Below are 13,092 nucleotides of genomic sequence, written 5' to 3'. Positions count from 1 at the left end.
ACTCACTCGGGCGAGTGAGCGCGGGACGCGCCGGCTGACGGGCGGCGTCGGCCGTCATGGCGTCTCCTGGAATGGTGCGGTCTGGGGCGCTGCGTCGGCGGCGGTGCCGGCTGCCGGGCCGGCCACGTCGGCGCTGTCATCGATGATCTCGCCGGTGGCGGTGTTCACGGCGAGTGCCGCGGGTGGACGGGACGACAACGCTGCCGCAACAGTCTCCGCCGTCCGGCGTCCGATGCCGGGTACGGCGCAGAGTTCGTCGACGGTGGCCGCGCGGAGCTTCTTCAGCGAGCCGAAGTGCTTCAGCAGGGCCTGGCGGCGAGTCTCGCCGAGGCCCGGGACGGAGTCCAGCTCCCCGGCGGTGAGTCGCTTGGAACGCTTGCTGCGCTGGTAGGTGATCGCGAACCGGTGCGCCTCGTCGCGGACCCGCTGGAGCAGGTAGAGGCCTTCGCTGCTGCGTGGCAGGACCACCGGGTCGTCCTCGCCGGGCAGCCAGACCTCCTCCAGCCGCTTGGCCAGGCCGCAGAGGGCGACGTCGTCGATGCCGAGCTCGTCCAGGGCGCGTTTGGCGGCGGCGACCTGCGGCTGGCCGCCGTCGACGACCAACAGCTGTGGCGGGTAGGCGAAGCGGCGCGGGCGGCCCGTCTCCGGGTCCACCGGGCCGGCGGCGCCGTGGGGCTCGGAGGCGGCGTGGTCCTCGGGTGCACCGGGGTCGTCGGCCTCGGGAACGGCCCACTCCCCGGTCTGCTCGCGCTCCCGGAGGTAGCGGCGGAACCGGCGGCCGATCACCTCGTGCATCGAGCGGACGTCGTCCTGGCCCTCGAAGCCCTTGATCTGGAACCGGCGGTACTCGCTCTTGCGGGCCAGGCCGTCCTCGAAGACCACCATCGAGGCGACCACGTCCTCGCCCTGCAGGTGGGAGATGTCGAAGCACTCGATCCGCAGCGGGACGGAGTCCAGCTCCAGCGCGTCGGCGATCTCCTGCAGGGCGCGGCTGCGGGTGGTGAGGTCGGAGGCGCGCTTGGTCTTGTGCAGCGCCAGCGCCTGCTGGGCGTTGCGCTGCACGGTGGCCATCAGGTCCTTCTTGTCACCGCGCTGCGGGATCCGCAGGTCGACCTGGCTGCCGCGCAGCCCGGCCAGCCACTCCCGGACCGGCTCGGCGGGCTCCGGCAGTGCGGGCACCAGCACCTCGCGCGGCACGGAGCCGTCGCCGCCGCCGTAGAGCTGCTGCAGGGCGTGCTCGACCAGGGCCGCGGTGTCGACGTCCTCGACCTTGTCGGTGACCCAGCCGCGCTGGCCGCGGACCCGGCCGCCGCGGACGTGGAAGATCTGGACGGAGGCCTCCAACTCGTCCTCGGCGAGGGCGAGCAGGTCGGCGTCGGTGGCGTCGGCGAGGACGATGGCGTTCTTCTCCATCGCGCGCGTCAGCGCCCCGATGTCGTCCCGCAGCCGGGCCGCCTTCTCGTACTCCAGCTCGGCGGCGGCCTCCCGCATCTGGTCTTCCAGCCGGCGCAGGTAGTTGCCGGTACGGCCGGCCATGAAGTCGCAGAAGTCCTCGGCCAGCGCGCGGTGTTCGTCGGCCGAGACCTTGCCGACGCAGGGCGCGGCGCACTTGCCGATGTAGCCGAGCAGGCAGGGCCGACCGACCTGGCGGGCGCGCTTGAAGACCCCGTTGGAGCAGGTGCGGACGGGGAAGACGCGTAGCAGCAGGTCGACCGTCTCGCGGATCGCCCAGGCGTGCCCGTACGGACCGAAGTAGCGCACGCCCTTCTTGTGCGCCCCGCGCATCACCTGGACCCGCGGGTACTCCTCGTCGAGGGTGACCGCCAGCTCCGGATAGCTCTTGTCGTCGCGGTACTTGACGTTGAAGCGGGGATCGAACTCCTTGATCCAGGAGTACTCCAGCTGGAGCGCCTCGACCTCGGTGGAGACGACCGTCCACTCCACCGAGGCGGCCGTGGTGACCATCGTCGCGGTACGCGGGTGCAACCCGGCGAGGTCCTGGAAGTAGGACGACAGCCGGGGTCGCAGACTCTTGGCCTTGCCGACGTAGATGACCCGCCCATGGGCGTCACGGAACTTGTAGACGCCCGGGGAGGTCGGAATCGCGCCCGGAGCGGGGCGGTAGGTGGACGGGTCAGCCATGGGTCCACCGTACCGACTCGGGCCGGGGCTGCCGAGGGGAGATCAACAAGGCGGGGACCGACCGAGCCGGGATCGACTGGACCGGGATCGACTGGGCGGAGATCAACTGCTTCAGCTCGGAGTCACCTTGAGGTTGCCGCCCTCGACCGCCACGGAGTAGGCGGGGAGCGGGGTGGGGGCCGGACCGTCCAGCACCGCGCCGTCGCCGATCGCGAACATGCTGCCGTGGCAGGGGCATTGGATCTTCTGGTTCTTGACCTGGTCGACGATGCAGCCGGCGTGGGTGCACTTGGCGCTGAACGCCTTGTACTCGCCGGCGGTCGGCTGGGTCACCACGATCTTCTGGTCGCGGTAGACGGTGCCGCCGCCGACCGGCACGGCGGCGGCCGGACCGACGTCCACCGGGGTCTTGGACCCGGTGGACGTGGACGAGGACGAGGAGGAGCAGCCGGAGACCGCCAGGGCGCCGCCACCGGCCGCGAGCACGGCCGCCGCTCCGCAGAGCAGGGTGCGGCGGGAGGTGGCGGGGCTCTCGCCCGGCTGGCTCTCGGGGGCCTCGGACATGTCGTTCGCTCCTGGTCTCGCTGCGGCTCGCCGCGGGCTTCGGTGTTGCGCGGGTCGGCGCAGAGTCTATGCGCCCTCACCCGGCCGCCCCCGAGGACGGGGGCGGCCGGGTCGGTGTCGCGTCGGCTTCCGCGCGGCGCTACTTCTTCTTGGCGACGGCCCGCTTGCGCGGGGCCTTCACCGGCGCCGGGGCGTCGTTGAACTCACCCGGCAGGATGTCCCGCAGGAACTTGCCGGTGTGGCTCTCGGAGACGGCCGCGATCTGCTCCGGGGTGCCCTCGGCCACCACCATGCCTCCGCCGGAGCCGCCTTCGGGGCCCATGTCGACGATCCAGTCGGCGGTCTTGATCACATCGAGGTTGTGCTCGATGACGATGACCGTGTTGCCCTTCTCCACCAGCCCGGAGAGCACCGTGATCAGCTTGCTGATGTCCTCGAAGTGCAGACCGGTGGTGGGCTCGTCCAGCACGTAGACCGTCCGCCCGGTGGAGCGCTTCTGCAGCTCGGAGGCGAGCTTGACGCGCTGTGCCTCACCGCCGGAGAGGGTCGGTGCGGACTGGCCGAGCCGGACGTAGCCGAGGCCGACGTCGTTGAGCGTCCGCAGGTGCCGGGCGATCGCCGGGACGGCCTCGAAGAAGTGCAGGGCCTCCTCGATCGGCATGTCCAGGACCTCGGCGATGGACTTGCCCTTGAAGTGGACCTCCAGCGTCTCCCGGTTGTACCGGGCGCCGTGGCAGACCTCGCACGGCACGTAGACGTCCGGCAGGAAGTTCATCTCGATCTTGATGGTGCCGTCGCCGGAGCAGTTCTCGCAGCGGCCGCCCTTGACGTTGAACGAGAACCGGCCGGGCAGGTAGCCGCGGACCTTGGCCTCCTGCGTCTCGGCGAAGAGCCGCCGGACGTGGTCGAACACGCCGGTGTAGGTGGCCGGGTTGGAGCGCGGGGTGCGGCCGATCGGCGACTGGTCGACGTGCACGACCTTGTCCACCTGGTCGGTGCCGGTGATCCGGGTGTGCCGGCCCGGCACGCTGCGGGCGCCGTTCAGCTCCCGGGCGAGGTGGGTGTAGAGGATGTCGTTGACCAGCGTCGACTTGCCGGAGCCGGAGACGCCGGTGATCGCGGTGAAGGTGCCGAGCGGGAAGCCGACCGTGACGTCCTTGAGGTTGTGCTCGCGGGCACCGTGGACGGTCAGCTGGCGCTTCTTGTCCCGCTCGCGGCGGGCGGCCGGGATCGGGATGGAGCGCTTGCCGGACAGGTACTGGCCGGTCAGCGACTCCTTGTTGGCGAGCAGCTGCTTGAGCGAACCGGAGTGCACCACCTTGCCGCCGTGCTCACCGGCGCCCGGACCGATGTCGACCACCCAGTCGGCCATCTTGATGGTGTCCTCGTCGTGCTCGACGACGATCAGGGTGTTGCCGATGTCCCGCAGCCGGACCAGGGTCTCGATCAGCCGGTGGTTGTCGCGCTGGTGCAGGCCGATGGACGGCTCGTCCAGCACGTAGAGCACGCCGACCAGGCCGGACCCGATCTGGGTGGCGAGCCGGATCCGCTGGGCCTCACCGCCGGAGAGGGTGCCGGCCGCGCGGTTGAGCGAGAGGTAGTCCAGGCCGACGTCGACCAGGAACCGCAGCCGCTCGTTGACCTCCTTCAGGACGCGCTCGGCGATCTGCTTGTCCCGGGCGTTGAGCTTCATCGCGCCGAGGAAGTCCGAGCAGTCGCTGATCGACATGGCCGAGACGTCCGCGATGGACCGGCCCTCGACGGTGACCGCCAGCACCACCGGCTTGAGCCGGGTGCCCCGGCAGGTCGGGCAGGGCACCTCGCGCATGTAGCCCTCGAAGCGCTCGCGACTGCTGTCGCTCTCCGCCTCGGTGTGCCGGCGCTGGATGAACGGCACCGCGCCCTCGAAGCCCGTGGTGTACGAGCGGTCCCGGCCGTAGCGGTTGCGGTACCGCACCTCGACCTGGTGCTTGTGGCCGTACAGCAGCGCCTTCTTGGCCCGGGCCGGCAGCCCGGCCCAGGGGAGGTCCGTCCGGAAGCCCAGCTCACCGGCGAGCGCGTCGATCAGGCGCTGGAAGTACTCCTTGGTGTGGCCGCCGGACCACGGGTGGATGGCCCCCTCGTCCAGCGACTTCTCCTCGTCGGGGACGACCAGCTCCGGGTCGACCTCCATCCGGTTGCCCAGACCGGAGCAGTCCGGGCAGGCGCCGAATGGCGAGTTGAAGGAGAACGAGCGCGGCTCCAGCTCCTCGAACGACACGTCGTCGTACGGGCAGTAGAGGTGCTCGGAGTACATCCGCTCGCGCTCCGGGTCGTCCTCCGGGAGGTCGACGAAGTCGAGCACGACCATGCCGCCGCCCAGCCGCAGGGCCGTCTCCACCGAGTCGGTCAGGCGGCGCTTGGCGCTGCTCTTCACGGTGAGGCGGTCGATGACCACCTCGACGGTGTGCTTCTCCTGCTTCTTGAGCTTGGGCGGCTCGGCGAGCTGGACCGTCTCGCCGTCCACCCGGGCCCGGGCGTAGCCCTTGGACTGGAGGTCGGCGAAGAGGTCGACGAACTCGCCCTTGCGCTCGCGCACCACCGGGCTGAGCACCTGGAACCGGGTGCCCTCGGTGAGCTCCAGCACCTTGTCCACGATGGCCTGCGGGGACTGCTTGGCGATCGGGCGGCCGCAGTGCGGGCAGTGCGGCTTGCCGATCCGCGCGAACAGCAGCCGCAGGTAGTCGTAGACCTCGGTGATGGTGCCCACCGTGGACCGCGGGTTGCGGTTGGTGGACTTCTGGTCGATCGAGACGGCCGGGGAGAGGCCCTCGATGAAGTCGACGTCGGGCTTGTCCATCTGCCCGAGGAACTGCCGGGCGTAGGAGGACAGCGACTCGACGTAGCGGCGCTGCCCCTCGGCGAAGATCGTGTCGAAGGCCAGCGAGGACTTACCGGACCCGGAGAGGCCCGTGAAGACGATGAGGGAGTCGCGGGGCAGGTCGAGCGAGACGTTCTTGAGATTGTGCTCGCGAGCACCACGGACGATGAGGCGGTCGGCCACTGCTTCTGGCGCCTTTCTCCGGGCGAGATGGCTTTGCGTGAGAGGTGTACTTCTTCCAGGATGCGCCAGCCAGCCTATAGCTCAGGCGTTCGATTATCGAGCTTGTCCAGTGGAGTCCACCCGAACGAGTGAGAAGCTCGCTCGAAGTTGACCGGGCCCGTTCGGGAAAAGCCCTGCTCAGCCGTGACATCGGAGATAGCGTCACCCTCGTCAACGAGCGAGTGCCCGTGCGGGCAACGCTGCCGAACACTCCGACGGAGGCCGCCACCGATGACCGCCCCCCAGACCGCCGCCGACCTCGCCGACGAGCGGCTCCGGCTGGTCGCCACCAGCACCGGGCACCTGCTGCACACCGTGGCCGGGCTGAAGCCCGAGGCCCTCGCCGAGCCCTCGGCCCTGCCGGGCTGGACCAGGGGCCACGTGCTCGCCCACCTGTCCCGCAACGCCGACTCGCTGGTCAACCTCCTCGACGGCGCCCGGACCGGCACCGACATCCCGCAGTACGCCAGCGACGAGGCCCGCGACCAGGGCATCGAGGACGGTGCCGGGCGTCCGCTCGACGTCCAGCTCGACGACCTGCGCGACTCGGACGAGCGGTTCGCCGCGGCCGCCGCGGCACTGGCGCCCGGGGCCTGGACGGCCGAGGTGCGCCACCGCACCGGCTGCGTCTTCCCGGCCGCCGACATCCCGTGGAAGCGGCTGATGGAGATCGAGTACCACCACGTCGACCTGGCCGCCGGCTACTCCCCCGCGCACTGGCCGGAGCTCTTCGCGGTGGCCGAGTTCCGGCGCCTGGCCGCCCGGCTGGCGGGCGCCGAGGGCCTGCCCGCCGTCGAGCTGATCGCCGACGACACCGAGGACCGGGCCCGGATCGGCGCGGGCGAGCCGGAGCTCACCGTCGAGGGCCCGGTCCGGGCACTCACCGCGTGGCTCTCCGGCCGCTCCGACGGCGACGGCTTCCAGGTCCACCGCGGCGGCGTCCAGCTCACCGACGGCCGCGCCGCACTGCCCGTGCTTCCGCCGCTGGGCTAGCAGCGGGCGCCGGGCGGGGCCCGGGCACGGGAAGATCCACAAGACGCGGCCCGGCCGCGCGACGATGCTGGCAGGAGGGGCGGTGCCGACGGCAGCCCCGACACGACGAGGAGCGGACGGATGACGTACCACGGAGCGGTCAAGGTCGGCGGGCCGCCGGACGTGCGCGAGCTGGCCCACCTGATCATCACCAAGGCGGCCGTCGGCCCGTACGACAACAACGCCTACCTGCTGCGCTGCCGGGCCACCGACGAGCAGTTGCTGATCGACGCCGCCGCCGACGCGCCGGTGCTGCTGGAGACGGTCGGCGACGACCTGACCACCGTGGTCACCACGCACCGCCACCACGACCACTGGGGCGCGCTCGCCGAGGTGGTCGCGGCGACCGGAGCCCGCACCGCCGCCGGGCGGTACGACGCCGAGGGCATCGACGTCCCCACCGAACTGCTGCTGGAGGACGGCGAGCCGCTGCGGTTCGGGCAGATCGAGCTCACCGTCCGGCACCTGGTCGGCCACACCCCCGGCGCCGTCGTGCTGGTCTACGACGACCCGCAGGGCCACCCGCACGTGTTCACCGGCGACTGCCTCTTCCCGGGCGGCGTGGGCAACACCTGGGGCGACAAGGAAGCCTTCGAGAGCCTCTACCGGGACGTCACCGAGAAGATCTTCGACGCGCTGCCCGACGAGACCTGGGTGTACCCCGGCCACGGCAAGGACACCACCCTCGGCGCCGAACGCCCGCACCTCCAGGAATGGCGCGAGCGCGGCTGGTAGCCCGGCACGACGAACGGCGGGCCCGCGACCACTGCTCGGTCGCGGGCCCGCCGTTCGTCGGGGCCCCTGGCCCGGGCGGCCCGGAGGCCGGGCCGCCCGGGGGGGCTCAGGCGTCGATCTTCTCCGGGGCCTCGTCGGCCAGCTCCTGCTTCTTCGCGGCGATCAGGCTGGTCACCGTGGTGACGGCCAGCACCACCACGATGAAGCCCAGCGAGAACGGGATGCCGATCTCGGGGACGTGCACGCCCTGCTCGTGCAGCGCGTGCAGCACCAGCTTCACGCCGATGAAGCCGAGGATCACCGACAGGCCGTACGAGAGGTGGACCAGCTTCTTCAGCAGCCCGCCGATCAGGAAGTACAGCTGGCGCAGACCCATCAGGGCGAAGGCGTTGGCGGTGAAGACGATGTACGGGTCCTGGGTGAGGCCGAAGATCGCGGGGATCGAGTCCAGGGCGAACAGGACGTCCGTGGTGCCGATCGCCAGCATCACGATCAGCATCGGCGTCATCAGCCGACGGCCGTTCTCCCGCACGAAGAGCTTGGTGCCGTGGTACTTGTCGGTGGACGGGAAGCGCTGCTCGATCGACTTGAGCAGGCGGTTCTCCTCGAACTCCTCGTCCTCCTCGTCGGCCCGGGCCTCCTTGATCAGCTTCCAGGCCGTCCAGACCAGGAAGGCGCCGAAGATGAAGAACACCCAGGAGAACTGCGCCACCAGGGCCGCTCCGCCGGCGATGAAGACCGCGCGCAGCACCAGCGCGATGATCACACCGAACATCAGCACGCGCTGCTGGTAGATCCTCGGCACCGCGAACTTGCCCATGATCAGGATGAACACGAACAGGTTGTCGACGCTGAGCGACTTCTCGGTGATGTACCCGGCGAAGAACTCACCGGCCGGCTGCGAGCCGGAGTGCCACCAGAGGAACCCGCCGAAGAGGGCGGCCAGCACGATCCAGACCGTGGTCCAGACACCGGCCTCCTTGACCGACACCTCGTGCGGCTTGCGGCCGCCGATGAAGAAGTCGGCCACGATCAGGGCCAACAGCACACCGATCGTGCCGACCCACATGCTTACGGAAACGTCCACTACTGCTCCTCCGGCAGGTAGGCGAGACAGTCATCGTCACTTGCCGGAGGTCTCTTCCGCCCGTCGGGCACACTGCGAGGTGCCCGCGGACCAGCGCCCCGGGACGCCGCTTCGGGGGCGCCCGTGATGACGGGACAACTGCGAGGGAATACTCCCCTCCGCTCCCACGAGGCTAACAGAAGAACCAAGAAAAGGTAAAGAAGGTAAAGAACGGCCCCGCGCGGCCGCCGGGCGGCGGCCACTGCTCCCGACCGGAACGGTGCCGCCCCAGGGCGCGGCCGCGGGCTAGAGGAAGGGCTCGATGGCCGGCAGGAGGTCCTGGAAGGTCCGCCCCCGGGCCGGCGCGCCGATCGCCAGCATCCCCCAGCCACCGGACGGCTCGCGGAACACCTTCGCCATGATCTGCCCGGTGTGCGGGCCCCCGCCGGCCAGCTCGTACCGCGCCAGCTCCAGCCCGGTCGAGTCGTCCACCAGCCGGCAGTAGGCGTTCTGCACCTCGGCGAAGGTCTGCCCGGTGTACGAGCTGACCGTGAACACCACCTGGGTGATGTGCACCGGCACATGGGCCAGGTCGACCATGATCGATTCGTCGTCCTCGCCCGCCCCCGTCCCGCCCACCAGGTTGTCCCCGGTGTGCCGGACCGAGCCGTCGTTGCTCTCCAGGTGCTGGAAGAAGACCACGTCGGACGGGGTCTGCTCGGCGTACAGCAGCGCCGAGGCGTCCAGGTCGATCTGCCGCGTCCGGCTGCCGAAGAGGCCCCGCTTCGGCGCCGCCTTCCAGCCGAGCCCCATCCGGACGACCGTCAGCGACTCGCCCGAACCCTTCTGCAGGCTGACCTGCTGCCCCTTGGCAAGGTTCACCGACACGGCATTGTCCTCTCTGCCCAGCCACGCGGTCGGTCTCCGCGCCGGCTTCACGGTGGAACACCCCCTTGCCGTCCCCCGGCTGAGGCCCCCTGGTGCGACCGCCCGTCCCGGGCGGCACCGCAGGCCAGCCTAGGGCCTGCGGCCGGGCGCACCGGTCACCGTCTACCCGTTTGTGGCAGGGCTGAGACACCGCCGGGCTTGACCGGTGCCAGAACCGGCCAAGCCCGACGCGGGCGCCACCGGGGCGGAGCGGCCCGCCGCTACGCCATCCCCGCCTCACGCATCTGCCGGAGCTCCTTCTTCAGCTCCTTGACCTCGTCCCGCAGCCGGGCCGCGACCTCGAACTGGAGGTCCGTCGCGGCCGCGTGCATCCGGTCCGTCATCGACTGGATGAGCTCGGCGAGCTCGGCCGCCGGCAGGCTCTTGGCCGGCTTGCGGTCCGCGCCCAGGGCCGGCACCGGGGCCTTGCCCTTGCCCGCCCCGCCCCGGTAGCCGGAGGAGAGCAGCTCGTCGGTGTCCACCTCCTCGCGGGCGAGGGTGTCCAGGATGTCGCCGATCTTCTTGCGGAGCGGCTGCGGGTCGATCCCGTGCTTCTTGTTGTAGGCCTGCTGCACGACCCGGCGGCGGTTGGTCTCCTCGATCGCCTTCTCCATCGAGGGGGTGATCCGGTCCGCGTACATGTGGACCTGGCCGGAGACGTTCCGGGCGGCCCGGCCGATGGTCTGGATCAGCGAGGTGCCGGAGCGCAGGAAGCCCTCCTTGTCCGCGTCCAGGATCGCCACCAGGGAGACCTCGGGCAGGTCCAGGCCCTCGCGGAGCAGGTTGATGCCGACCAGCACGTCGTACCGGCCGGCCCGCAGCTCGCGCAGCAGCTCGACCCGGCGCAGCGTGTCGACGTCGCTGTGCAGGTACCGGACCCGGATGTCCAGGCCGAGCATGTAGTCGGTGAGGTCCTCGGCCATCTTCTTGGTGAGGGTGGTGACCAGGACGCGCTCGTCCCGCTCCACCCGCGTGCGGACCTCGTGCACCAGGTCGTCGATCTGGCCCTCGGTCGGCTTGACGATCACCTCGGGGTCGATCAGCCCGGTGGGGCGGATGATCTGCTCGACCTGGCCGTCGCCGCGGGACAGCTCGTACGGGCCGGGGGTGGCCGAGAGGTAGACGGTCTGGTCGGTGCGCTCCAGGAACTCCTCCCACTTCAGCGGGCGGTTGTCCATCGCGGAGGGCAGCCGGAACCCGTGCTCGACCAGGGTGCGCTTGCGGGAGGCGTCGCCCTCGTACATCGCGCCGATCTGCGGGACGGTGACGTGCGACTCGTCGATGACCAGGAGGAAGTCCTCCGGGAAGTAGTCGAGCAGGGTGTTCGGCGGGGAGCCGGGCTCGCGGCCGTCGAAGTGCATCGAGTAGTTCTCGACGCCCGAGCAGGTGCCGATCTGGCGGAGCATCTCGATGTCGTAGGTGGTGCGCATCCGCAGCCGCTGGGCCTCCAGCAGCTTGCCCTGCTTCTCCATCCGGGCGAGCGTCTCCTCCAGCTCCTTCTCGATGCCGTTGACCGCCCGCTCCATCCGCTCCGGACCGGCCACGTAGTGCGAGGCGGGGAAGACGTGGACGGAGTCGTCCTGGCTGATGATCTCGCCGGTCAGCGGGTGCAGCGTGTACAGCGCCTCGATCTCGTCGCCGAACATCTCGATCCGCAGGGCGAGTTCCTCGTAAACCGGGAAGATCTCGATGGTGTCGCCGCGGACCCGGAAGGTGCCGCGGGTGAAGGCGAGGTCGTTGCGGGTGTACTGGATGTCGACGAAGCGGCGCAGCAGCACGTCGCGGTCGATCTCCTCGCCCACCCTGAGCCGGACCATCCGGTCGACGTACTCCTGCGGGGTGCCGAGGCCGTAGATGCAGGAGACCGACGCGACCACGATCACGTCCCGGCGGGTGAGCAGCGAGTTGGTGGCGGAGTGGCGCAGCCGCTCGACCTCCTCGTTGATCGAGGAGTCCTTCTCGATGTAGGTGTCCGTCTGCGGGACGTACGCCTCGGGCTGGTAGTAGTCGTAGTACGAGACGAAGTACTCGACCGCGTTGTTCGGCAGCAGTTCGCGGAACTCGTTGGCCAGCTGGGCGGCCAGGGTCTTGTTCGGCGCCATCACCAGGGTGGGGCGCTGCAGCTTCTCGATCATCCAGGCCGTGGTGGCCGACTTGCCGGTGCCGGTGGCGCCGAGCAGGACGACGTCCTTCTCCCCGCCGCGGATCCGGCGCTCCAGCTCGGCGATGGCCGCGGGCTGGTCGCCGTTGGGCTGGAAGGGGCTGACGACCTCGAAGGGCGCCACTGACCGCTCAATACTCGTGATGGGTCGCACGTGTCCACCGTACGACCCGTCACTGACAACGGGAGCCGTCTCAGCCCTCGCGGCCACCGTCCCGGGCGGCCGTGCGGGCGCTGTCCCGAGCCAGGGCGACCAGGCGGGAGACCGCCCGCAGGTACTTCTTGCGGTAGCCGCCGCGCAGCATCTCCTCGGGGAAGACCTGGTCGAAGGGGATCCCGGAGGCGGTGATCGGCAGCTCGCGGTCGTACATCCGGTCGGCGAGGACGACCAGGCGCAGCGCGGTGGACTGGTCGTCGACCTGCCGCACACCGCGCAGGCAGACCGCCTGCACGTCGTCCAGCAGCGCGCCGTAGCGGCTCGGGTGGACGGCGGAGAGGTGGTCGAGCAGCGCGGGGAAGTCGTCCAGCGAGGCGCCCGGGGTGCGGGCCGCGACGGCGGCCACGGTCTCGTCGTCGTACGGCGGCGGGGCGTCCGGCAGGCCGCGGTGGCGGTAGTCCTGGCCGTCGATCCGCATCGGGCGGAAGTGCGCGGAGAGGCCCTGGATCTCGCGCAGGAAGTCGGCGGCGGCGAACCGGCCCTCGCCGAGCTTCTCCGGCAGGGTGTTGGAGGTCGCGCAGAGCTTGACGCCGTTGTCGACCAGGCGGCCGAGCAGGGTGGAGACCAGCACGGTGTCGCCCGGGTCGTCCAGCTCGAACTCGTCGATGCAGAGCAGGCGGTGACCGGAGAGGGTCCGGACGGCCTGCTGGAAGCCGAGCGCGCCGACCAGGTTGGTCAGCTCGACGAAGGTGCCGAACGCCTTGGGGCCGGGAGCGGCGTGCCAGAGCGAGGCCAGCAGGTGGGTCTTGCCGACGCCGTAGCCGCCGTCCAGGTAGACCCCGGCCGGGCCGGTGGGCGCGGGGGCGCTGCGGCGGAACCAGCTCCGTTTGGGGGCGGCGCCGTCACCGCCGTTCAGCGTGCCGGCGAACTGCTCCAGGACCTGGACCGCCTCGTACTGGCTGGGCTGGGTCGGGTCCGGGAGGTACGTTCCGAAGCTGACGACGGAGAAGCGCGGTGGCGGGACCATCTCGGCGACCAGGCGCTCGGCGGGGACGACGGGGCGCCGTTCGGTGAGCGCGATCGGAGCGGTGGCCACGTCTGCGGTCGCTATCGGCTCGGTCGGCGCGTCGGGGAGTGGGGCTGCGGGCACGGTACTAGAGGGTACGCCTGCCGTCGCGCGGGTCGGGCGCAGGGCTGCCGGTGGATTGTCGCCGCGCCGGCGACGA

Annotated in this window: 9 protein-coding genes; 2 read left to right on the top strand and 7 right to left on the bottom strand. The window is 70.8% G+C overall.

Translation table 11 applies throughout. The annotated features are described in order from the left end of the window. Positions 1-54 precede the first annotated feature (54 nt). The 3 genes from uvrC to uvrA all read right to left on the bottom strand — a co-directional run bounded on the left by uvrC (position 55) and on the right by uvrA (position 5,749). Complete coding sequence (uvrC, locus tag AB0J08_RS16985; RefSeq protein WP_360633778.1) at positions 55-2,142, bottom strand: excinuclease ABC subunit UvrC; 2,088 nt, start codon at positions 2,140-2,142, stop codon at positions 55-57. A 111-nt stretch (positions 2,143-2,253) separates the two neighbouring features. Next, positions 2,254-2,706 (bottom strand): Rieske (2Fe-2S) protein, encoded by a 453-nt coding sequence (locus AB0J08_RS16980; RefSeq protein WP_360633775.1) that lies wholly within the window; start codon positions 2,704-2,706, stop codon positions 2,254-2,256. A 139-nt stretch (positions 2,707-2,845) separates the two neighbouring features. Continuing rightward, positions 2,846-5,749 carry an excinuclease ABC subunit UvrA gene (gene uvrA, locus AB0J08_RS16975; protein WP_360633772.1) on the bottom strand — a complete coding sequence of 968 codons (2,904 nt, stop codon included), beginning with the start codon at positions 5,747-5,749 and terminating at the stop codon, positions 2,846-2,848. Positions 5,750-6,019: 270 nt separating this feature from the next. Here uvrA and AB0J08_RS16970 point away from each other — a divergent pair, with 270 nt between their 5' ends. After that, positions 6,020-6,781 carry a maleylpyruvate isomerase family mycothiol-dependent enzyme gene (locus AB0J08_RS16970; RefSeq protein WP_360633769.1) on the top strand — a complete coding sequence of 254 codons (762 nt, stop codon included), beginning with the start codon at positions 6,020-6,022 and terminating at the stop codon, positions 6,779-6,781. A gap of 120 nt (positions 6,782-6,901) precedes the next feature. Further along, positions 6,902-7,555: an MBL fold metallo-hydrolase gene (locus AB0J08_RS16965; protein ID WP_360633766.1), complete on the top strand. Its 654-nt coding sequence runs from the start codon at positions 6,902-6,904 to the stop codon at positions 7,553-7,555. A 106-nt stretch (positions 7,556-7,661) separates the two neighbouring features. Here AB0J08_RS16965 and AB0J08_RS16960 read toward each other — a convergent pair whose 3' ends face one another. The 4 genes from AB0J08_RS16960 to zapE all read right to left on the bottom strand — a co-directional run bounded on the left by AB0J08_RS16960 (position 7,662) and on the right by zapE (position 12,977). Beyond that, positions 7,662-8,642, bottom strand: coding sequence for a TerC family protein (locus AB0J08_RS16960; RefSeq protein ID WP_360633763.1), 981 nt, complete (start codon positions 8,640-8,642; stop codon positions 7,662-7,664). A 285-nt stretch (positions 8,643-8,927) separates the two neighbouring features. Next, complete coding sequence (locus AB0J08_RS16955) at positions 8,928-9,509, bottom strand: TerD family protein (RefSeq protein WP_360633760.1); 582 nt, start codon at positions 9,507-9,509, stop codon at positions 8,928-8,930. 260 nt (positions 9,510-9,769) lie between these two features. Next, positions 9,770-11,863 (bottom strand): excinuclease ABC subunit UvrB, encoded by a 2,094-nt coding sequence (uvrB, locus tag AB0J08_RS16950; protein ID WP_360633757.1) that lies wholly within the window; start codon positions 11,861-11,863, stop codon positions 9,770-9,772. Positions 11,864-11,903: 40 nt separating this feature from the next. Further along, entirely contained in the window at positions 11,904-12,977 is a 1,074-nt protein-coding gene (gene zapE / locus AB0J08_RS16945; protein ID WP_360633940.1) for a cell division protein ZapE, read from the bottom strand. Positions 12,978-13,092: the final 115 nt, after the last annotated feature.

The sequence above is a fragment of the Kitasatospora sp. NPDC050463 genome, from assembly GCF_040655255.1.
Taxonomy (GTDB): domain Bacteria; phylum Actinomycetota; class Actinomycetes; order Streptomycetales; family Streptomycetaceae; genus Kitasatospora.
Note: the sequence above shows the minus strand (reverse complement) of the source record. Positions and strands in the feature narration are given on the sequence as shown.